Below are 22,759 nucleotides of genomic sequence, written 5' to 3' on the forward strand. Positions count from 1 at the left end.
ATGATGACGAAAACGGCTTATTATATGCAGATGGCGCAGGAAGCTGCGGCACAGATCACTGGCAGCAAAGAACAGTGGACAGCGTTTCTGACCACATCCGCGCGGCTTTATAAGTATCCCTTTGCGGAGCAGCTGATGATCTATAAGCAGAGGCCAGAAGCGACGGCCTGTGCAGAGTACGATCTCTGGAATGATCGGATGAACCGCTATGTGAAGCGTGGCTCCAAGGGCATTGCTCTTTTGGATATGCGCGGGGAGCAACCGAAATTGCGGTATGTATTTGATGTGGCAGATACCGGCGAACGGAAGAATTCCCGCCCGGTACAGCTCTGGAAAATGAATGCGGAGCATGAGCAGCCAATCATTCGGGCACTGGATGCAGCGTTTGATGTTCCTGCAGGTGCCGGGTCTCTGGAAAATCATATCATGGAAGCGGCGGAACGCCTTGCAAGGGATTACTGGGAGGAAAACCGCAGGCAGATTAGTGACATCGTTGCTGATTCCTATCTGGAAGGGTATGATGAACTCAACATCGGAGCTTCCTTTAAGAGAGCTGCCGCTGTCAGCATCGCATTTTCCGTCTTTACCCGGACGGTAGGCAATGCAGATGACTATTTTGAACACGAGGATTTTCTGGACATCTTTGATTTTAATACGCAGGCTGCCGCCAATGTGCTGGGAACTGCGGTCAGCGAAATGTCCAGCCAGATCTTCCGGGAAATTGAACGCACGATCCGAACCTATGAAAGAGATAAGCAGGCAGAAAGGAGCCAAAACTATGATGGAGCTGAATTACACGAAGAACGGCGATTACCTGATTCCGGACATCCAGTTGTCGGTGCAGGAACAGAAGCCCCTGGGCAAGTACGGGAGGATGCGCAGAGCGTTCCTGCAGGAGAACAACACGCTGCTGTACAATCACCTGATCCTGACCGAGAAGCTGTATCCGCACCTGTGGGAGATTCAGAAGACCGTGACCGCACGGATGGAGCAGATGATGGCGGATCTTCTGAAAGCGAATCCGGCACCGGACAAGAAATTGAACCAGATGGCCTGGGTGCAGCACATGAACATGCTGAAAGCGCAGGCAGAGGAAGTCATTCTGACGGAACTTATCAACAGTTAAACTTCATGAGTCTGTTTCAGTCCGAAGCAGAGCAGATTCAGAAAATTGATGCGGCGGCAGAAAATGCAGCCAAAGAAGCGGAGAGCGAAAAGCCCTCCGCTTTTGTCATTTCTGAGGATGAAATCGACCGGATGCTGCGGACAGGCTCCAATTTTGAAGGCGGAAAGATCCGTATTTATTCGCTGTATCAGCAGCAAGGGGACGCAAAAGAACGAGCTGCATTCTTGAAAGCGGAATACGGTCTCGGTGGCCACAGCTATACCTTTATGGATGGCAGTCGCGGTTTTGCCGATTATAACGGAAGAGGTATTCTGCTTCGCAATTATGACCATGACCGGGAAGTGCGACTCACATGGTCGGCGGTGGATAAGCGGTTAGACCGGCTTGTGGAAAATGATCAGTACCTGACCGCGCTGGAAATGGAAGAGTATCGGAAGCTGGAGCAGGAATACGGCGCGCCGCTTCCTATGCCGACTGCCGCCCATGTGTTTCCGCCAACGCCACCGGAACGCTACGATACCGGAAATGAGCATGTGGACAACATGCTGAATACGGCTGCGGATGTATATGCCCGGAGTGAACTGGCGGCACCACAGCGGTTTACCGTGATGGAGACAGACGATGGTTATGCGGTCTGGGATGATATTCAGGACGGCATTCATGTGGAGCCGGATGGTGTCAGCGAAGAGTTTACCAGCGAATGGGAGGCAGAGACCTACCGCCAGCAGTTGATTGAAAAAGTTCAGGAACGGGAAGCAAAAGACTGGCTCTATGTTGAACAGAGCAAGCAGAATTTGCAGCAGGACATTCCATTCCCAGATGTGGAATCCGAAGAAGTACAGGAATCGGCTCACGCAGAGACAGATCCTCTGGTACTGGAAATGCAGGAACACGCCAGCGAACTTTCCAGAGAGTCTGGCTATGCACCGGATGAACGGTTTGTGGTCACAATGACCGGCGAGAACTTTCCGGATTCTAAAGATGCGTTTGCCATCTGGGATTATGTCAAAGAAGAGTATTACGGATATTCGGACGGAAAAGTGCAGACATTTGCCGATTATGTGAGTGCATCAGAGGCGTTGCAGGAGATTCGCGGCAGGAACATGGAGGCTGAAAAAGAGCCTGCAACTGTGCAGCCAGAACCCGCAGCTCCGGTGCAGCCGGATTATCGCGTTGGCGATACGCTGTATCTGGACGGAAAGGCATTTACGATTGAAAAAGTCGGGCTTTTCGATGTGGAACTTCGGGACCCGGATTCCGTGTATCCGATCTTCCGCTCGGAAAGCAAGGAAAATCTGGCAAGAATTTTGGGGCATGAGGAAAATGTTCACCTGCACAATCTGGTGGTTGATCTGAATTCTGGAAAAGAAGAAGCGTTCCGGGCAGGGCATGAAGCAAAACATGCGGAGAACTACCGCATCAACAGCTTTCACCTCGGCGAAGGCAGTCCTAAGCAGAAATTCCGTGCCAACATGGATGCCATCTACACGCTGAAAGCCTTAGAAAATCAGCATAGGGATGCGACACCGGAGGAACAGGAAACGCTGGCCAATTATGTCGGCTGGGGTGGGCTGGCAGATGCCTTTGACGCAGAGAAAACTGCCTGGACAGGCGAATATAAGGAGCTGAAAGCAGCTCTTACGGAAGAAGAATATGCCGCAGCCAGGGCTTCGACTCTGAATGCGCATTACACCAGCCCTACCGTGATCCGTGCAATCTATGAGGCATTGGACGGTATGGGATTTGAGAAAGGCAATATTCTGGAACCGTCGATGGGTGTCGGCAACTTCTTCGGTATGCTGCCGGATTCCATGCTGGGAAGCAGACTGTATGGTGTGGAACTGGATTCCATCACCGGGCGCATTGCGCAGAAATTGTATCCGCAGGCAGAAATCAAGGTGGCAGGCTTTGAAACCACCGACCGGCGCGACTTCTATGATCTGGCCGTGGGCAATGTGCCCTTTGGCAACTACCGTGTCAGCGATAAACCCTATGATAAACTCGGATTTTCTATCCACAACTATTTCTTTGCCAAGGCATTGGATCAGGTTCGTCCTGGTGGCATCGTGGCCTTTGTTACCAGCCGCTACACGATGGATTCCAAGAATCCGGACGCGCGAAAGTATCTGGCGCAACGGGCAGAACTGCTGGGAGCCATTCGACTTCCTAACAACGCATTCCGTGCCAATGCCGGTACAGATGTAGTGTCGGATATCATTTTTCTGCAAAAGAGAGACCATCCAATTGATATCGAACCGGATTGGGTGCATCTGGGGCTGATATCGGAGGGTATTACCCTCAACAGCTATTTTGTTGACCACCCGGAAATGGTGCTGGGTGAGATTACAACGGAAAGTACCCAGTACGGCAAGGAAGAATGTACGGTCATTCCGATTCCGGATGAGGATCTGGGAGACCAGCTGCATGAGGCTGTGCAGCATATCGGCGGTCACTATGAAGCGCAGGAGCTGGCACCGGAGGAAGAACTGTCCTTGCAGGGCGAAACCATTCCGGCAGACCCCAATGTAAAGAACTTCTCCTATGCGGTGGTGGATGGGGATGTCTACTTCCGTGAGAACAGCATCATGCGAAAGGCTGACCTTTCTGCGACAGCCACCGGCAGGATCAAGGGCATGGTGGAGCTTCGTACCATTGTGCAGGAACTGATCGACTATCAGCTGAACGATTATCCGGAGGACGCGATTGCCCAGAAACAGCGGGAACTGAATGTAGCCTATGACCGATTCGCCGATCAGTATGGGCTTATCAACTCCCGTGCAAATGCGCAGGCTTTTTCAGAAGATTCGTCTTATTATCTGCTCTGCTCTCTGGAAAATGTAGATGAAAACGGCAGGCTGGAATCCAAGGCGGATATGTTCACCAAACGGACGATTCGACCGGAACGGGCTGTTACCAGCGTAGATACTCCGGCAGAGGCTCTGGCAATCTCCATCGGAGAGCGCGGCAAAGTGGATTTGCCCTATATGTCGGAGCTTTTAGGTACACCGGGAGAATTTGAAAAAATCCAGCAGGAACTGCATGGTGTCATTTTCAAAGACCCGATGACGCAGGGCGGCGAGGAAACCGGCTGGGTGACGGCTGATGAATATCTGTCCGGCAATGTCCGGGAAAAACTCCGCGTGGCAGAACTGGCTGCGGCTTCTGACCCTGCCTTTGCGGTAAACACGGAATATTTGAAGAAAGCACAGCCGAAAGACCTGGATGCGTCGGAGATTGATGTGCGCCTTGGTGCCACATGGGTCAATCGGGATTATATCCAGCAGTTTATGGAAGAAACCTTTGAACCGCCGTGCTATTTGCGCAGAAATATTGAAGTGAAATTCTCTCCCATGACGGCAGAATGGCAAATTACCGGCAAGAGTACACCGAGCCGGAATGATGTTCATGCCTATATGACCTACGGCACCAGCCGTGCCAATGCCTACCGAATTCTGGAGGATACGCTGAATCTGCGGGATATTCGTATTTACGATACCGTGGAGGATGCAGACGGCAAGCAGAAGCGGGTTCTGAATAAAAAGGAGACCACCCTCGCCCAGCAGAAACAGCAGGCCATTAAGGATGCGTTCCAGAACTGGGTGTGGAAAGACCCTTATCGCCGCGCGGAACTTGTGGAAAAGTATAACGAGCTGTTCAACAGCACTCGTCCCCGTGAGTATGATGGTTCTCATATCCGCTTTGGCGGCATGAATCCGGAAATCCGGCTGCGGGAACACCAGCAGAATGCCATTGCTCATGTGCTGTACGGCGGCAATACGCTGCTGGCCCACGAAGTGGGTGCCGGTAAGACTTTCGAGATGGCCGCTTCTGCTATGGAGGCAAAACGGCTGGGACTGTGCCAGAAATCCATGTTTGTCGTTCCGAATCATTTGACCCTTCAGTGGGCAAACGAGTTTCTGCGTCTGTATCCGAGTGCAAAATTGCTGGTGGCAAGCAAAAAGGACTTTGAAACTGCCCGCAGAAAGAAGTTCTGCGCACGAATTGCTACTGGTGATTACGATGCAGTCATCATCGGGCATTCCCAGTTTGAGAAAATTCCGGTGTCCGCAGAACGGCAGGAGCGGATTTTGACTGCCCAGATTGATGAAATCGAAAACGCCATTGCTGAGATGAAATCCCAGAATGGCGAACGTTTCTCCATCAAACAGATGGAAAAGACCCGGAAAGGATTGGAGGCGAGATTGGAGAAACTTCGGGCAACCGACCGAAAAGACGATGTGATTACCTTTGAGCAGCTGGGCGTAGACCGACTGTTTGTAGACGAAGCACATGCCTTTAAGAATCTGTTCCTCTACACAAAAATGCGCAATGTTGCAGGCTTGTCCACATCGGAAGCGCAGAAATCTTCGGATATGTTTATGAAGTGCCAATATATGGACGAGTTGACAGGCGGGCGCGGCATCATTTTTGCGACCGGCACCCCGGTTAGCAACAGCATGACGGAGCTTTACACCATGATGCGGTATCTCCAGTACGGCACGTTGCAGCAGAAAGGGCTGACCCATTTCGACAGCTGGGCTTCTACCTTTGGTGAGACCACCACAGCCATTGAGCTGGCACCGGAAGGAACCGGATACCGGGCAAGAACAAGATTTGCAAAATTCTTCAACCTGCCGGAGCTGATGAATATGTTCAAGGAAGTGGCAGATATCAAGACTTCCGATCAGCTGCATCTGCCGGTGCCGGAGGCAAAATTTGAAACCGTGGTGGTGCAGCCTTCGGAGCATCAGCAGGCGATGGTGGCGGAGCTTTCGGAACGGGCGGCGGTTGTGCATTCCGGTGTGGTAGACCCGTCGGTCGATAACATGCTGAAAATCACATCGGATGGCAGAAAGCTGGGACTGGATCAGCGATTGATGAATCCGCTCCTGCCGGATGACCCAAATAGCAAGCTCAACGCCTGTGTGCGGAATGTGCTTCGGATTTATGAGGAAGGACAGTCGGATAAGCTGACCCAGTTGCTGTTCTGCGACCTCAGCACGCCGAAGAACGATGGAACCTTCAATGTCTATGAGGATATCCGCGCCAAACTAATTCAGTCCGGTGTGCCGGAAGAAGAAATCGCATTTATTCATGATGCCGATACTGAGGCAAAAAAGAAAGATTTGTTTGCCAAAGTGCGTACCGGACAGGTACGGGTATTGTTAGGTTCGACACAGAAGATGGGTGCAGGCACGAACGTGCAGGACAGGCTGGTGGCCGTGCATCATCTGGATGTGGGCTGGCGGCCTGCGGATATGACCCAGCGAAATGGTCGTATCATCCGTCAGGGAAACCGAAACAAAGAAGTGCAGGTTTATCAGTATGTGACGGAAGGAACTTTTGATGCCTACCTCTATCAGACACTGGAGAATAAGCAGAAATTTATCAGCCAGATCATGACCAGCAAATCTCCGGTACGTTCCTGTGATGATGTAGATGAGCAGGCTCTTTCCTATGCAGAGATCAAGGCACTTTGTGCCGGAGACCCGCAAATCAAGGAGAAAATGGACTTGGATGTAGATGTTGCAAGGCTGAAAGTATTGAAGGCGGATCATCAGAGCCAGCAGTACCGATTGGAAGATAAATTGATGAAATATTTCCCTGCGGAGATTGAGAAAACGCAAGGGTTCATCAAGGGCTTTCAGTCGGATATTCGGACGGTGGCGGCACATCCGCTGCCGGAAGAGGAGTTCTGCGGTATGGAGGTGAATGGCACACAATTTACTGAAAAAGCCGAGGCCGGTGAAGCAATTCTTGTGGTCTGTAAAGCCAATCAGAGTTTGGAGCCGGTGCCGCTTGGCAGCTATCGCGGTTTCAAGATGGAGTTGTCATATGACAGCTTCCAGAAAGAGTATCAGGTGCTGCTGAAAGGCGAGATGACCCACCGGGTGCCCATCGGCACCAGTGCTGCGGGCAATATCCAGCGTTTGGATAATGCTCTTGCCGGGATTCCTGCAAGGCTGGAGAAGGCGGAACAGCAACTGGACAATCTTAGGAGCCAGCAGGAAGCTGCGCAGGCCGAGCTTGGAAAGCCGTTCCCCCAGGAGGCAGAACTGGCGGAAAAGAGTGCAAGACTGGCAGAACTGGACGCACTGCTGAATATGGATGACCGTGAAAATGATGATCCAGACCGTGAGAGAACAACGGAAAAGCCGTCTGTCCTGGCAGAGCTGCGTGACCGTGCAGGGTGCATTCCGCCGATGACACATCGAAATGATGAGGAGGTGGCACTATGAGTGTTCGGGAACACTGGATCAATGTCCGGGTAAACGCGGAAGAGCTGGCGAGGATTCGTGAAAAGCAGAAGGAATTGGGGATTCGGAATACCGGTGCCTATATGAGAAAAATGGCGATGGACGGGTACTGCGTAAATCTTGATTTGTCAGATGTGGCGCAGGTGTCTACCCTCCTTCGCCGATGCAGCAACAACCTGAACCAGTACGCAAAACGAGCCAATGAATCCGGAAGCATCTATGCGGAGGATATCCGGGATTTGCAGAAGCGACTGGATGAACTCTGGGAGATGCAGAAGCTGATCCTGAAGAGACTTTCTGGTATTCGCTGACGGCGCAAATGTGCGGGATTTCTACAGCACATGGCACAGATGAAACTGTCTGTGCCGTTACATATTTTTTTGGTCTACCTGTTGACATCGTGGTGTTTGGCAAGCGGGTACGGTAAAATGAAGATGAAAAGAAAAACGAAGGGGTGAAATCCATGAAGATCGTATGTTTATTGTTGAAGCTGGTGCTGAAAATCCTCTTGCTGCCGGTTGCGTTTCTGTTGCGATTTCTATGCTTTATCGGGAATCTGCTGATGCAGCTATCCCTGTGGGTTCTTTCGCCAATCATGTTGTTTGTTCTTGGCTGCGGCATCTATTCGGTGGTACGGGCGAGCTGGACGGATGTGTTCCTGCTGACCCTGATTGAGATGGGACTTTTTGCGGCTGCGGTTGGTGCGGGCGGCATCATGGAACTGATGGAACGGCTGTGCGAGTGTGTAGAGGATGTTTTGACAATTTGAGTTCAGGAGGGATTAGATGGATATTCAGTTTATGAAAGATTATTATGATTTGCGGTATGAGGAAACAGATGGAGAGAATCATTTTGTGGATGAGGCAGCTTATCAGGAAAAACAGTCTGAGCAATCGAAGATGGAAGACCAGCTGATGGAGATGGTGGGAGGCAGCGAATCTAATGTGTGGAAGCTGTACGAAAGCATCATGTGTGTCTATTTCGATATGGAAGAGATCATCAAGCAGGCCATTTATTTGCAGGGAGCTTATGACCGGGAACAGATGTTAAAATGAGAATAGTGAATTGGTAAGAGCTGCCTTCGGGTAGCTCTTTTTAGATGGAGGAATAAGGAATGGCGGCTACAAGACTAATTGCGCTGCATATCAATAAAGGAAAGACGGTAGCGCAGTGTCTGGCTGACCGTACTGATTATTCTGAGAATGCAGCAAAGACGGAAGATGGAAAATACATTAGTGCGTATGCCTGTGATGCAAAGACCTGTGATGAAGAATTTCTGCTTTCCAAACGGCAGTATGAGCATATCACGGGAAGAACCCAGGCGCATGATGTGATTGCATATCAGATTCGGCAATCTTTTAAGCCCGGAGAAATTACGCCGGAGGAGGCGAACAAAGTTGGGTATGAGACAGCCATGCGATTCACCAAGGGAAAACACGCCTTTATCGTGGCTACCCATGTTGATCGTGCGCACATTCATAACCACATTATTTTTAATTCGACTACATTAGACTGCACCAGGAAATTCCGCGATTTTCGCCTGTCCGGTCTTGCGTTGGCAAGGCTCAGTGATATCGTCTGTCTGGAGCACCGGCTGTCGGTCATTATCCGGAAGCCCTATGGGGAGCGGCAGAAAAGAACGGAATACCCGGAGAAAAAATCGCAGCGGGATGAAATCTGCGAGGCTATTGATGCGGCATTAGAAAGAAAACCAAAAGACTTTCGGGAACTGATTGGCATTTTGCAGGAAGCAGGGTACGAGTATAAAGATGGAAAACAGCCTGCACTGCGGGGAAAAGGCCATGTCAGATTTGCTCGTTTCCGCTCTCTTGGTAAAGGATATTCGGTTGAAGAACTCTGCGAAGTGATTGCCGGAAATGCGGTTCACAAAAGCAAATTTGCAGAGAAAAATCGTACAAACGCACGGTCAGCACAGGTGCATCAAAAGGCAGAGCTGTCGTTTCTTATTGATGTCCGTGCCAAAATGCAGGCAGGCAAAGGCGCAGGATATGCGCGTTGGGCGAAAGTCTTTAATCTGAAGCAGATGGCAAAAGCCATGATGTTCATGGAGGAGCATGGAATCAAGAGCTATGCAGAGCTGAAAGAACAGGCAGATGGAATTTCTGAAAAATGCGATGCGCTGCTGGAATCTGTAAAGGCGGATGAGGCACGGATGTCAGAAGCGTCGGTGCTGCGGAAGCATCTAATCAATTATGCCAAGACAAAAGATGTCTTTGCTGCATATAAGGCATCCGGCTACAATCGGGAGTTCTATGAAACTCATCGGGATTCGCTGGCCTTACGCAGCGCAGCGAAAAAGGCGTTTGATGCCTATAAGAAAGAGAACGGTTCTGACAAAAAGCTCCCGCGCATCAGCGAGCTGAACGCAGAGTATGCGATGCTTCTGGAACGAAAGAAAAGCTCCTATGCAGAGTACCGCAAGACAAAATCGGAAATGCAAGATTGGCTTGTGGCACAGAAGATTGTGCAGGAAATCCTAAAAGAGGACGAGCAGAAAAAAGAGCAGATGCATGAGCAGGGAGAAGAAAATAGAGAGAATAGTAGATGATGGAATGCAGTGCAGGACAGAAGAATCTTCCTGCACTGCTTCTTTTTTTTGCACATATCAAACCACAAGCGCCTGTGTGCAAAATAATGTACATTGCATCTGTCATTCTATGGGTGGACGATATATAATAATATCAAAGCGAATGATGGGAAATGTCTAAATACAGTCTAAATACAAAAAGAAAGAGGAAGATAAAATGGCAGTATGGAGATTACAGGTGAATACAGGAGGCACAAATGTTGCCGACTATTGCTTGAAAAATCATGTCGCAGCAATGGGATGGAGTCTTCGTGAATTAACCCAGGCAGAACGTTCTGGGATACATACATTTTTGGATTACTGTAATCTGGCAAGAACTCAGTACAAATCATTCGACAGTGTATGCCGCATGGTAGAGGATGTGAAAGAGGGAGACCTCCTATGGATGCGCTCAAGAAATGAAGGAAAATACTATATTGCGAGAGTTAAGGCGAACAGTATTTGGGTGTTTCGTGAGGATGCGGTACAGATTGATGCGGCGAATCAGTTGACAAACATAGACTGGTATCCAGCTACAGATAAGGCAGATGAAGAATCCGTTCCTGGTGCTGTGGCAACATCTTTTATTATGGGATCAACCATCCAGAGAATTAAGAAAAATGGCGTGGAAGCATACAGTCAGATGCTGTATAACCGCGTCCACGATTCAGCACTGGATCTATTCAATTATCCCGATCCAGCTCTCTCATTATGTGAGAAGCATTTTTACAGCTTGCTTCAGCCGGAAGATGTTGAAGATTTACTTGCGCTGTGGCTGTATGATACGAAAGGCTACATTTGCATCCCATCGACAAATAAAATTGCTACACCAAAGTATGAGTGCGTTTTGGTTGATCCAAATGACCTGAATCGAAAGCATATTTACATTCAGGTAAAGAAGGGCGATGTTGATCTCAATACAGATGACTATTCCAGCCTGAATGGTGAAGTATATTTGCTGACAACAGAAGGAAACGTTCAGAATGCACAGAAATATACAAATGTGAAAGTAGCAGATCCAACAGTTATTTATGAGTTTGCGATCAATCCGGATAAGTCCCATATCATTCCGGAGAATGTTTTATACTGGGTGAAGTTTCTGACAGAAATAGAGAATAATCGTTTGAAGTTTTCTGCGTGTAAGGGAATTATGTTTGATACGAATATCTCGTATTCAGATACAAACGAGTCTGAGATGCTACTTGGAAACAAAATAGCGGCATATGGAGATGCAAAACGGTATATCGACAGCTTCCGCAAAGATGACTATGCTCTTTTTTATTCTAAAGGAAGAGGAATTATTGCGGTTGGACAGATTGTCACAGACACGCCAACGGAAGTGGCTGATGAAAAATATCACAGTGTAAGAATGATTGTACCGGAAAAATTCAATGGAGATGTCAAAGCCCTACCTGCGCTTTCTCCGAATGAGATTAAAACAATTTTGAAGCGGAATTTTTATTGGGCATCGACAATCAAAACACCGTTCCTTACAGGAGCCCAGGTTGAAATGTTGATTCGTGAATTGAAAAAGAAGCATGTTTAACGAGGCAGCAGAAAGGGGAAGAATAAGCAATGCCCTTACAGATTATTAGAAACGATATTACAAAAATGAGCGTTGACGCGATCGTCAATGCTGCCAACACTTCTCTTTTGGGCGGTGGTGGTGTGGACGGCTGCATTCATCGTGCCGCCGGACCAGAGCTGCTTGCAGAGTGCAGTACGCTGCATGGCTGCGAGACCGGCAGCGCAAAAATCACAAAGGGGTACCGTTTACCCTGCAAATATGTGATCCATGCAGTCGGCCCGCGCTGGCGGGATGGCAAGCATCAGGAACAGGAGCTTCTGGAATCCTGCTATCGGACATCTTTGAATCTGGCGAAAGAAAATGGCTGTCAGTCGGTGGCCTTTCCGCTGATTTCCTCCGGCATTTACGGCTATCCAAAAGACCAGGCTCTGAAGGTTGCAGTCGATACAATCAGTACGTTCCTGTTGGAAAATGAGATGATGGTCTACATCGTTATCTTTGATAAGAAGGCATATCAGATTAGCGGAAAACTATTTGCTGATATCGCAGCGTACATAGATGACCGGTATGTGGAAGAACATACCGACAGGCGGGCAGAACAGAGACGGCGGCTCGAAGCATTGTCAGAGGAATCCTGCTTTGAAGCTGCACCTGCTCCGCTGCCGCCCGAAGAAATCTGTAAATCTTGCAGCAGCCAATCTTTGGAGGAGGCACTGGGGCAGATTGATGAGAGCTTTTCGGAAATGCTGCTGCGGAAGATTGACGAAAGCGGCATGACGGATGCCCAGTGTTACAAGAAGGCAAACATTGACCGGAAACTCTTCTCGAAGATCCGTTCGGATAAATTCTATAAGCCATCTAAATCTACGGTGCTGGCATTTGCTATCGCTTTGGAACTGCCGCTTGCCCAGATGCAGGAGATGCTCGGTAAGGCAGGGTTTGCCCTTTCCCATTCGAGCAAATTCGATATCATTGTAGAATATTTTGTCGAACAGGGAAACTACAATGTGTATGAAATCAACGAAGCACTGTTTGCTTTTGACCAGAGTCTGATCGGAGCATAAGGACAAAGAAATGTCGCTTTCCATGCGACCACTCCACAAAAGAAAACCGCTATACTATGGCTGTAAGGTACGAAACCGAGCAGCCATAATCTTTTGGGAGGACAAGCATATGAGAAAAAATTTAACAGAGATCGTTTTTATCTTAGACCGCAGCGGTTCCATGAGCGGATTGGAACGGGATACCATCGGCGGATTCAATTCCATGATTGAGCAGCAGAAAAAATCAGAGGGCGAAGCACTGATCTCAACGGTGCTGTTTGACAATGTGAGCGAAGTTCTGCACGATCGTGTAAATGTAAGGGACATCCGACCGATGACTGACCGTGATTACACGGTTCGCGGATGCACAGCACTCTTAGATGCCATCGGCGGTGCGATTCATCACATTGGAAATGTTCATAAGTACGCAAGACCGGAGGATGTGCCGGAACACACCATGTTTGTAATCACTACGGACGGAATGGAAAATGCTAGCCGCCGGTACAACAGCGAAAAAGTAAAGCAGATGATCGAGCGGCAGAAAGCGAAATACGGTTGGGAGTTTTTGTTCCTTGGTGCCAATATTGACGCAGTAGAGACCGCAAGCCAGTTCGGAATCGGTGCAGATCGTGCAGTCAACTATCAGTGCGACGGTGAAGGAACCGCGTTGAATTATGAGGTGGTCAGCGAAGCAATCAGCGCTGTCCGGTGCAGTGCCCCGCTGAGTGCAGACTGGAAAAAGCGTATAGACGAGGACTATAAAAAGCGTGGAGGCCGCAAGCACAAGTAAATGTTTTTTGAAGCCGGGGTGATGATTCACTCCGGTTTTTTCTATGGCAGGAACTGCCGTTAAAGCATCCGGAACGGATGCGAAGCCCGATGCCTCAGGCAGCGTTCTAAGGGGATTGGGGAGTTTCCCCAACAAGCAGAAAATCGCTTTCGTGTCACGAAAGCCCTGCTTGCGAATTAGAGGAGTGCACGAAATCCCAAGCGCAATGAGGACAGAATATCTTGATTTTCCGCGAGGTTTGGAGTACAATTATTGTGATTACATGTAGAATTTGCTCGGATTAGATCGGAGAATTGTATGGGCTATTTATCAATCAGACAGACAGCGGAAAAATGGAACCTTTCGGCAAGGTGGATCAGTGATCTTTGTAAAGCCGGACGAATTCCAGGAGCAACGAAAATCGGTTCATACTGGGCGATTCCAGCGGATGCGGAAAAGCCAGCTGACGCAAGAATCAAGAGTGGTCGCTACGTGAAGACAAAAGAAAACTAAGAAAGGGGTCGTACCAATGGCTGCAATCAATGATTTAATTAGCCAGATCCAAGATGAGACTCTTCGAAATAGAATTCAGGAAGAAGTGAGTAAAATGGCCAAGCAGAAGAAATTCGGCTTGGTCTTTGAAGAACATATGCCGGAAAGCACGCCTCTCTATGATATGCCTATCAAAAGAGGCTGTAATGTTATGCTCCGGGACAGCAAGGATGACAAAGCTATCTATGTTGTGCTGAAGGTTGAAGGCGATACTGCTGTTTGCGTTAAACCGGAACAGGAAGATGAAGCGGTCACCTTTGAGCTGAAGGACATCGTTCGTGTTGCGGAATTTGGAGAATCCATCTATCCCTATCTGAAACCGTTGGATTCAGTTTGCAATGCACCGGATAGCGATCTTTGGCACACGCTGATTGAAGCGGACAACTATCACGCCTTGCAGCTTTTGGAATATTTGTATGCGGGTAAGGTGGATTGCATTTATATCGACCCGCCCTACAATACCGGCGCAAAGGACTGGAAGTATAACAACGACTATGTGGATGGCAATGATGCTTACCGTCACAGCAAGTGGCTCTCCTTCATGCAGCGTCGCCTGAAGTTGGCAAAGAAGCTGTTGAATCCGGCGGATTCTGTTTTGATTGTCACAATTGATGAGAAGGAATACCTGCACCTTGGCTGTCTGTTGGAGGAAATGTTCTCCGAAGCAAATATGCAAATGATTAGCAGCGCTATAAATGGAAAAGGCGTAGCGAGAAACAGCGAATTTGCAAGGGTGAATGAATATATCTATATTGTTCGATTTGGAGAATGTGGGGTAAACCCGCTTCCGTTGCCAGATGAGTGGATAGGAAATGTAAAAACCTCAACAACAAAACAGGTACGATGGGGAAGCTTGATGAGAAGTGGTTCAGGCGCATTGAGGAGCGATTCTCCAGGGTGTTTCTATCCGATATTTATATCGAAAGATAAAAAGCACTTTTGCGGTGCAGGTGAAGTCGTCCCAGCAGAAGCTGACCGAAGTACTGTTGAAGTGCCGGAAGGAACTATAGCACTTTTCCCTGTACATGATGATGGCGTTGAAGGAAGATGGCAGTATTCAAGAGATAAATTTTTAGAAATACAAAGAAAAGGATACGTGCGAATCAGCACTCAAACTGCAAATGGGAAAGAAGCTACTCTTCGATACATTTCTGAAGGATGGCAAAAAAAGGTGGAATCTGGTCAAATAACGGTATTGGGCAGAGCGGAAGATGGATCGGTGATCATAGATGATAGTGATTATGAAAAAGAGTTTATTCCCGGAAATCAGTGGTGGATACCAGCACATGATGCAACAGAATTTGGAAGTAAGCTCTTAACAAACTTTATCGGAAAAAGATTTTCATTTCCGAAATCGCTCTATGCGGTTCACGATGTTATCCGGTTCTTTGTGACAAATAACCCTAATGCCCTCATTGTTGACTTCTTCGCCGGCAGTGGCACGACTATGCACGCCGTAAACCTGCTCAATGCTGAGGATGGTGGGCACAGACGTTGCATTATGGTGACAAACAACGAGGTGTCCGATGCAGAGGCGAAGGAAATGTCCAAGTGCGGACTCAAACCCGGTGATGAGGAATGGGAAAAGCTCGGCATCGCCCGCTATGTCACATGGCCGCGCACGGTCTGCTCCATCGAGGGGCACGATGTAAATGGCAAACCTCTCAAGGGCGATTATCTTGGCAGCGAGCCTCCGATACATATGGCGGACGGTTTCAAGGCAAATGCGGCATTCTTCAAACTTGGATTCTTGGATCCAACAGCGGTTTCTCTCGGTATGCGCTTTTCGGAAATGCTGCCTACGTTGTGGTTGAAAACTGGTGCAAAAGGAAAATGCCCGGAATTGACCGGGGAGCAAGTCCCGGATATGCTGATCTTGCCGGAGAATCAATTTGCAGTCTTAATCAACGAGAATACATTTGCCGATTTCGCAGAAAAGCTTGCAGAACATCCTGAAATCCAAACCGTATTCTTAGCAACCGATTATGAAGTGAATTATCAGTCGATGGTAAAAAATCTGAATGTTGAAAATGCGTATCAGCTTTACCGGGATTACTTGGATCACTTCCGTGTGAACAGAGGGAGAAACTAAGAATGATTTGTGAATTATTCCCATTTCAAAAACAGGCGGTTAATGAAATGCGCCTCCGAGTGGCGATGGCGCTGAATAACTATCGCATGCTGAAAATCCCTCAGGTGGTTTCGCTTCAGGCTCCTACGGGCTCCGGCAAAACAATTATCATGTCTGCCCTGATTGAAGATATCTTTTACGGCTCAGAGCAGTTTACTGAACAGCCGGAGGCCATTTTTGTATGGCTTTCGGATTCTCCGCAGCTGAATGAACAGTCCAAGCAGAAGATCGAGCTGAAGGCAGATAAGGTCCGTATGGATCAGTGCGTAGTGATTTCGGATGAATCTTTCGACCGAGAGATTCTGGAGGACGGTCATATCTATTTTCTGAATACGCAAAAGCTTGGCAAGGCTGGTAATCTGAGCCGCCATTCGGATACGCGACAGTATACGATTTGGGAGACCATTGAAAATACAGCAAGAGAAAAAGCTGACCGTCTGTATTTCATTATTGATGAGGCACACCGCGGTATGCAAGGACGCCAAGCGGGAACAGCTACCACCATCATGCAGCGTTTTATCAAGGGCAGCAGCGAGCAGAAGCTGTCGCCCATTCCGGTCGTTATCGGAATGAGTGCAACTGCCGAACGTTTTAATTCCCTTGTCGGGCAGGCAACAAACTCTACATTGCATAAGGTTGTTATTTCTCCGGCCCAGGTTCGCCAATCTGGATTGCTCAAAGATCGTATTGTAATCACTTATCCGGAAGATCCAATCAAACACGGTGACATGGCCGTACTCCAGGCGGCAACAGACGAGTGGCAGGATAAGTGCAAGCACTGGTATCAGTATACCTATGAGCAGCACTACACCAATGTAAATCCGGTGTTTGTTATCCAAGTCTGCGCTGGTTCCGGTACGAAAGTATCTGACACCGATCTGGACGATGTAATTGCGAAAATCGAAGAGCGTATGGGCGATAGCTTCAAGGAAAATGAAGTTGTGCATACTTTCGGTTCAACAGGCACATTGTCAATTCATGGATTGACCGTGCCGCATGTTGAACCTTCGGAAATTGCAGAAGATCGCCGGATTCGTGTGGTTCTCTTCAAAGAGAATCTGTCCACCGGCTGGGACTGCCCTCGTGCAGAAACTATGATGTCCTTCCGGCGTGCGGAAGACGCAACCTATATTGCGCAGTTGCTCGGACGTATGGTTCGCACACCGCTTCAGTGTCATGTTCTCGTAGACGATTCCTTAAATGATGTGCGGCTATTCCTTCCGTATTTCAACCAGGATACCGTTCACAAGGTCATTGATGAATTGCAGGCAACCGAAGGCGGAGAAATCCCGACAGTTGTCGATGGTGAATCTCTGGAAGATCAGACCTATGATACATGGTCGGTTCACAACCAGCGAAAGAAAACGCAAAAACAGACGGTTGGTCAGCTGAGTATCTTTGATTACCCGAATGGCTTCCAAGAAGAGCCTGCTGCGGGACCTTCCACAGCAGTTGGAGATATGTCAAATTCTGGAGCTGCGGCAGCGAATCAAGGTGGAGCAGATTCAGAAATTCTCGCAGAAGGACAACACCAGACGATTCCGCTGGAAACAGTGTCTGGAAACGATGTACATGCAGGTCAAGAAACTGAGAGAACCAGTGGAGGCAACCAATCTGTGAATAAAGAGCAGCCAGTGCTGACACCGGCTGTATCGCAGATGTCGATGCTTCCAACAATAGATCGTGAAGGAATCACAAAGTTCATCAATGAACAGGGATATCTGACTTATATCGTCCGTGCGGTAAAAATCAACAGCTATTTGAAGTCGTTGATGAGCTTGGCAGGGCTGTTATCGCAGTTCAATATCTGTATTACGGCGGCTGAGGATGTGAAAAACGATGTTGCAGAACTTATCCGCAACTATGTGAACGGTCTGCATGATGCTGGAAAATATGACGAGCTTACAAAGCAAGTCATGGAGATGAAACTGTCTGTTCAGATATTCGATGTTTTCGGTGAGAAAATACAAAGCGATAACCAGATAGATATGTTTACTGCATCCGAGTCTGACCTTGATCGTCAGCTAAGAGTAGCAGACGCAAAAATGGGTGGATGCGGTTTCCACTTGGCATATGGGCGTAAATATATCGACTTCGACAATCCGAACGCCTTTAAGGTGGATTGTATTCTGTTCGCATTCGACAGCGAGTGTATTGTGGAATTAAATAAATACGCTGAGAAGAAGTTCCATGAATTGAACGATCAGTATCGTAAATATATTGTGGCCAAACCGGAGAAGTGTCAAAAGCAGTATAGCGATATTGTTGCTAACGGCGATGAAATCAGTAAGCACAACTTTACTCTTCCGGAGACAATCAGTGCCAAGGTCGAAGCAGATGGAATAAAGTACACGGATCATCTTTTTGCCAATGCAGATGGAATAGCAAAAATTAAGTTGAATGGCTGGGAACAGGCTGTTTTGGCAGAAGAGCAAAAACGAGAGGATTACGTTTGCTGGCTGCGGAATCCGTCCCGACAGTCTTGGTCACTGCGGATGCCTTATGAAATGGACGGGAAATGCAAGGAGCTTTATCCGGATTTCATCATTGTTCGCCATGATCCAATTCTCAAGTATATCGTTGATATTTTGGAGCCGCACAATCCGGATTTCAAGGATAACTTGGGCAAAGCTAAGGGACTTGCAAACTATGCTGCAAATGAACCAAGAATTGGCAGAGTGCAGCTGATACGTATTGGAAAAGACGCAGCAGGAGAAAATCGCTTTAAGCGGTTAGATCTTGCAAAAGGCAGTATCCGCAATAAGGTGCTTGCCGCAATCAATACGGATGAGTTAGACCATATTTTTGACACAGACGGTGTGTTTGAAGACTAAATTAATTACACAGATAGGGGTTCATCATGGAACGTATCAACGCCACAACAGGCTCTTACAATTTTATAGATTTATTTGCAGGAGCTGGTGGATTGTCCGAAGGCTTCATCCAAGCGGGCTTTTTACCTGTAGCGCATGTGGAGATGAACCCATATGCTGCTCAAACATTGGAAACGCGAACGGGATACTATTATCTCAAAGCACAAGGGAAGCTTGATATCTACAAGGATTATATTAGCGGAAAAATCACCCGCGACGAATTTCTGCAACATATTCCAGAGGAGCAGCTACAATCTGTATTTTGCGAAACGATGTCAAATGAAACTCTTCCAAGGTTATTTGAAAATATAGATAGGATCCTTACGCAAAGAGGCATCAAGCAAGTAGATGTCATTATTGGTGGACCGCCTTGCCAGGCATATTCTTTGGTGGGAAGGGCGCAAAGCAAGCATATGGAAACGCCGATGTCGGCGGATCCTAGAAATGATCTCTATAAGCTGTATGCGAGATTCCTTCAGAAATATCAGCCAAAGATGTTCGTTTTTGAGAATGTTATGGGAATCAAGTCAGCAAACGGTGGTGCAACCTGGCAGAAAGTCCAGGAAGCGCTGCGTTCCGTTGGCTATGAGATTGAATGCCATGAGCAAAATGCAAAGAATTTTGGTGTGCTGCAAAACCGAAGAAGAATGATCATTGTCGGGTGGCTGAAGAATAGTGGGCTTTCTTATCCGCAGTTTGAGCAGACAATAGCGGATGCTACGGTTAACGATATTCTCAGTGATCTGCCAGCGTTGCAGCCAGGAGGAAAATCGGGTGAATACAGATCAAATGATTTCAGCGATTATTTAAGAAGCACTGGAATCCGCAAGGATTCTGACATTCTGACGCATCATTGCGCAAGACCCAATAAAGACAGGGATATTGAGATTTATCGGCGTACAATTGAACTCTGGAATGATGGGCACAAACGGCTGAACTATAATGATCTGCCAGATGAGCTGAAGACACATAAAAACCGGAAGTCGTTTCTGGATCGATTTAAAGTTGTAGAGGGCGACGAGGCGTACTGCCACACCATGTTGGCTCATATCTCAAAAGATGGACATTACTTTATTCATCCGGATATTGAGCAACACCGTTCGATTACTGTCCGGGAGGCCGCTCGCATCCAATCGTTTCCGGATGATTATTTCTTTGAAGGCCCGAGAACGGCTCAATTTGTACAGATAGGCAATGCCGTTCCTACGTTAATGGCTAAAGGCATCGCAGAAGGAATCGCCAATGAATTAAGTAAGGAGGGCATCGATGGAAAGCAATCTCCTACTTGAACAATATAGCTGGTATAAGAAGCAACAATTGGCCAAGGCACCATTTAAATGTCTGTTGAATGCAGATATTGAGCCAAATCCCCATCAGGTCAATGCCTTTTGTGCGGCCATTCAAGCATTAAAGACAGGTGGTATCATTCTGGCAGATGAGGTTGGTCTGGGCAAAACAATCGAAGCTGGATTGGTGCTTAATTATGTTCTGGACAACGGAGCAAAAAAAGTACTGATTTCCCTTCCTGCTACTTTGAGAAAACAATGGGAAGTAGAGCTTTTGGAGAAGTTTGGTCGCCAAGCTGTTATTCTGGATCGGTACACGGTTGAGCATGACCTTGCCAATGTACGAACTCACCTCGGAAACGCAGATGAGGTTAGTATTGTCATTGCTTCTTATGATTATTCATCGAAACTAATTAAGCGTTTTCCCCATGTCAAATGGGACTTCCTGATTATTGATGAGGCTCATAATCTGCGGAATGTTTTTCATGGCACAAAGCGGGCAAAAAATCTTTATGATTTGACACATGGGATTCCTAAAATTCTTTTAACTGCTACGCCGCTACAGAATTCCCTTACAGATCTTCATGGACTGGTTTCTTTTATCGATCCTCGTATTTTCGGGTCAGAAAAGGTTTTCAACCGTCGATTTGTGGATGGCTGTGATTATGAGGAATTGAAGCAAGAACTTCTTCCGGTGTTATATCGCACCCTTCGACGCGATGTCGGAAAATACATGGCCTTCAGCAAGAGAACCTGTATTACGGTCGATTTCCATTTGAGCGCAGAAGAAAAAGAACTCTATGATGTGACCAATGATTTTCTGCGTCGTGATCCGCTGTATTCTATTCCGAATGCGAATCGTGGGCTGATTATTCTTGTTATTCGAAAGTTGCTTGCATCTTCCAGCTTTGCTTTGATAGAGACCTTTGAAGTATTAGAAAAACGTCTTGAAAAACTCTATGAAGGCACTAAATCTGCTTATGCCCAGGAGGGCTTCGATTTATTCTGGGGGTTTGTAGAAGATGAAATCGATGAGGATGGTTTCAACGAATACGATGATGAAGAAACAGCAGAGAAGAAACAGGCTATTCAAGCTGAACTTAAGATTGTAAGGCATATTCTTGAAATGGCAAGGGCTATAAAGACGAATGCAAAGATTATTGCGTTGAGGGAAGCACTGAAATCCGCATTTGACCACCAGATTTCTGAGGGATTGAATCAGAAGGCTGTCGTCTTTACAGAGTCTAAGCGAACACAAAAATATATAGCCGCGGAACTAAGAAAATCTGGTTATAGCGAGGAAGATATCCTTCTCTTTAATGGTGACTTTGATGATGCCATGACGAAGGAAATCTTTCGAACATGGCAGGTCAAGAATTTTGGTAAAACAAACTATGGCAGAAGTGTGGAATATAAGCACGCAATTGTCGATTATTTCAAGAGTCATGCCAAGATTTTGATTGTTACAGATGCTGGTTCAGAAGGTCTAAATCTACAGTTTTGCAACACAATCATCAACTATGACCTGCCTTGGAATCCGCAGAAAATTGAGCAGAGAATTGGCCGTTGTCATCGCTATGGACAAACTCACGATGTCGTGGCAATCAATCTGTTGAATACGGATAATGAAGCAGATCGCAGAGTATATGATATACTTTCTAAGAAATTTGAACTGTTTGAGGGCGTGTTTGGTGCATCGGATGTTGCGCTAGGCGCACTTGAATCGGGCGTAAGTTTTGAAAAGCGTATTCTGGATATTTACCAGAATTGTAAGAATATCACTGCGGTAAGGAAAGCATTTGCAGCTTTGAACAGGCAGCTAGATGCAAGGAAGAATGCTCATGCAGCAGAACTTCGCTCAATTCTGCTTACAGAAAGTAGAGAGGCGAAGGGGCAAGCGTTAGAAAAGACCAAGGCTGATATCGATAAATATCTACGTGATGTTGAATATTGGAACCAGTTTGAAGAACCAGAAGTGGATCACAAGCTACATTACTGGAAAATCGATAACTGGGGTGAAAAGATATTTGGTTCACATGGCGTTTTGTTTCTTGGAGCATTCATGGATAATACAAAACTTCTCTTCCCAGTTTTACTACTTTGTGATGAAAATGGTGAGTATATCAATTTTACTGAAGATGAGATTGTCTCCGCATTGGAGGAGGCCAATGATTCGGATGTTCGCTATTTTAAACCGACAGATGAAGAACAATCTTATTTTCACCGGATTTATGCCCGCTTAATTTCAGAGGTTCAGGATCAGCATGATAAAACTGTAGCTCCTACTATCGCCTATAACAAGAAGAAGATTGAAAACTGGGTCAATGTCCAACAAGAACAGCTTCATGTTCAGCTTACTGATGCTCAAAAAGAAGTTGAGGAGTACATACTTGCTGAAATGGCGGCTACTGACACGCTGGAAAAAAAGGATATCCGAAAAAAAGCGGCTGAAGCGAAGAAAAAAATGGATAAGCTGCAACACGACCTGCCTAAGCGCAGAAAAGAGATTCAAGACGAGGCGCAGGCTGAAATTGATCGATTTAATCAGTCTCAGGAAATCAATCCATTGCTTCTGATTAACATTGTCCTAAAATTTTAACAGGAGGC

At 47.2% G+C, this 22,759-nt stretch carries 14 protein-coding genes; all 14 read left to right on the forward strand.

What is annotated here, in order from left to right:
* The first annotated feature begins 781 nt into the window (after positions 1-781).
* Positions 782-1,126 carry a TnpV protein gene (locus tag ACTNB3_RS07410; protein ID WP_441024961.1) on the forward strand — a complete coding sequence of 115 codons (345 nt, stop codon included), beginning with the start codon at positions 782-784 and terminating at the stop codon, positions 1,124-1,126.
* 131 nt (positions 1,127-1,257) lie between these two features.
* Positions 1,258-7,365, forward strand: a complete 6,108-nt coding sequence (locus ACTNB3_RS07415; protein WP_441024963.1) for an SNF2-related protein — start codon at positions 1,258-1,260, stop codon at positions 7,363-7,365.
* On the forward strand, positions 7,362-7,694 hold the full coding sequence (locus tag ACTNB3_RS07420) for a plasmid mobilization protein (protein WP_441024926.1): 333 nt from the start codon (positions 7,362-7,364) through the stop codon (positions 7,692-7,694). Before ACTNB3_RS07415 ends, ACTNB3_RS07420 begins: the two co-directional genes overlap by 4 nt.
* A gap of 152 nt (positions 7,695-7,846) precedes the next feature.
* A complete protein-coding gene (locus ACTNB3_RS07425; protein WP_253098835.1) occupies positions 7,847-8,152 on the forward strand; it encodes a hypothetical protein in 306 nt (101 codons plus the stop codon).
* 16 nt (positions 8,153-8,168) lie between these two features.
* Positions 8,169-8,438, forward strand: coding sequence for a protein BART-1 (locus tag ACTNB3_RS07430; RefSeq protein WP_195638413.1), 270 nt, complete (start codon positions 8,169-8,171; stop codon positions 8,436-8,438).
* A 59-nt stretch (positions 8,439-8,497) separates the two neighbouring features.
* Positions 8,498-9,952, forward strand: coding sequence for a relaxase/mobilization nuclease domain-containing protein (locus ACTNB3_RS07435; RefSeq protein ID WP_441024927.1), 1,455 nt, complete (start codon positions 8,498-8,500; stop codon positions 9,950-9,952).
* 196 nt (positions 9,953-10,148) lie between these two features.
* Entirely contained in the window at positions 10,149-11,516 is a 1,368-nt protein-coding gene (locus tag ACTNB3_RS07440; RefSeq protein WP_441024928.1) for a hypothetical protein, read from the forward strand.
* A gap of 29 nt (positions 11,517-11,545) precedes the next feature.
* Positions 11,546-12,562: an O-acetyl-ADP-ribose deacetylase gene (locus ACTNB3_RS07445; RefSeq protein ID WP_412315030.1), complete on the forward strand. Its 1,017-nt coding sequence runs from the start codon at positions 11,546-11,548 to the stop codon at positions 12,560-12,562.
* A 109-nt stretch (positions 12,563-12,671) separates the two neighbouring features.
* On the forward strand, positions 12,672-13,331 hold the full coding sequence (locus tag ACTNB3_RS07450) for a vWA domain-containing protein (RefSeq protein WP_412315029.1): 660 nt from the start codon (positions 12,672-12,674) through the stop codon (positions 13,329-13,331).
* A 297-nt stretch (positions 13,332-13,628) separates the two neighbouring features.
* Positions 13,629-13,823 carry a helix-turn-helix domain-containing protein gene (locus ACTNB3_RS07455; protein WP_287084204.1) on the forward strand — a complete coding sequence of 65 codons (195 nt, stop codon included), beginning with the start codon at positions 13,629-13,631 and terminating at the stop codon, positions 13,821-13,823.
* A gap of 16 nt (positions 13,824-13,839) precedes the next feature.
* Positions 13,840-15,954 (forward strand): site-specific DNA-methyltransferase, encoded by a 2,115-nt coding sequence (locus ACTNB3_RS07460; protein ID WP_441024931.1) that lies wholly within the window; start codon positions 13,840-13,842, stop codon positions 15,952-15,954.
* Positions 15,955-15,956: 2 nt separating this feature from the next.
* Positions 15,957-18,827 carry a DEAD/DEAH box helicase gene (locus ACTNB3_RS07465; RefSeq protein WP_441024933.1) on the forward strand — a complete coding sequence of 957 codons (2,871 nt, stop codon included), beginning with the start codon at positions 15,957-15,959 and terminating at the stop codon, positions 18,825-18,827.
* 26 nt (positions 18,828-18,853) lie between these two features.
* The gene (locus tag ACTNB3_RS07470; RefSeq protein WP_441024934.1) at positions 18,854-20,155 is read left to right on the forward strand and encodes a DNA cytosine methyltransferase; all 1,302 of its coding nucleotides are present in this window, start codon (positions 18,854-18,856) and stop codon (positions 20,153-20,155) included.
* Complete coding sequence (gene drmD, locus ACTNB3_RS07475) at positions 20,133-22,751, forward strand: DISARM system SNF2-like helicase DrmD (protein ID WP_441024936.1); 2,619 nt, start codon at positions 20,133-20,135, stop codon at positions 22,749-22,751. Before ACTNB3_RS07470 ends, drmD begins: the two co-directional genes overlap by 23 nt.
* Positions 22,752-22,759: the final 8 nt, after the last annotated feature.

Origin of the sequence: Bariatricus sp. HCP28S3_D3 (assembly GCF_052065755.1) — a bacterium.
Classification (GTDB): domain Bacteria; phylum Bacillota; class Clostridia; order Lachnospirales; family Lachnospiraceae; genus Allocoprococcus.

What these genes read in the sequence shown, in the direction of transcription:
- ACTNB3_RS07410 (WP_441024961.1), top strand. Translation starts at nt 782, where the DNA reads ATGGAGCTGAATTACACGAAGAACGGCGATTACCTGATTCCGGACATC.
- ACTNB3_RS07415 (WP_441024963.1), top strand. Translation starts at nt 1,258, where the DNA reads ATGCTGCGGACAGGCTCCAATTTTGAAGGCGGAAAGATCCGTATTTAT.
- ACTNB3_RS07420 (WP_441024926.1), top strand. Translation starts at nt 7,362, where the DNA reads ATGAGTGTTCGGGAACACTGGATCAATGTCCGGGTAAACGCGGAAGAG.
- ACTNB3_RS07425 (WP_253098835.1), top strand. Translation starts at nt 7,847, where the DNA reads ATGAAGATCGTATGTTTATTGTTGAAGCTGGTGCTGAAAATCCTCTTG.
- ACTNB3_RS07430 (WP_195638413.1), top strand. Translation starts at nt 8,169, where the DNA reads ATGGATATTCAGTTTATGAAAGATTATTATGATTTGCGGTATGAGGAA.
- ACTNB3_RS07435 (WP_441024927.1), top strand. Translation starts at nt 8,498, where the DNA reads ATGGCGGCTACAAGACTAATTGCGCTGCATATCAATAAAGGAAAGACG.
- ACTNB3_RS07440 (WP_441024928.1), top strand. Translation starts at nt 10,149, where the DNA reads ATGGCAGTATGGAGATTACAGGTGAATACAGGAGGCACAAATGTTGCC.
- ACTNB3_RS07445 (WP_412315030.1), top strand. Translation starts at nt 11,546, where the DNA reads ATGCCCTTACAGATTATTAGAAACGATATTACAAAAATGAGCGTTGAC.
- ACTNB3_RS07450 (WP_412315029.1), top strand. Translation starts at nt 12,672, where the DNA reads ATGAGAAAAAATTTAACAGAGATCGTTTTTATCTTAGACCGCAGCGGT.
- ACTNB3_RS07455 (WP_287084204.1), top strand. Translation starts at nt 13,629, where the DNA reads ATGGGCTATTTATCAATCAGACAGACAGCGGAAAAATGGAACCTTTCG.
- ACTNB3_RS07460 (WP_441024931.1), top strand. Translation starts at nt 13,840, where the DNA reads ATGGCTGCAATCAATGATTTAATTAGCCAGATCCAAGATGAGACTCTT.
- ACTNB3_RS07465 (WP_441024933.1), top strand. Translation starts at nt 15,957, where the DNA reads ATGATTTGTGAATTATTCCCATTTCAAAAACAGGCGGTTAATGAAATG.
- ACTNB3_RS07470 (WP_441024934.1), top strand. Translation starts at nt 18,854, where the DNA reads ATGGAACGTATCAACGCCACAACAGGCTCTTACAATTTTATAGATTTA.
- drmD (WP_441024936.1), top strand. Translation starts at nt 20,133, where the DNA reads ATGGAAAGCAATCTCCTACTTGAACAATATAGCTGGTATAAGAAGCAA.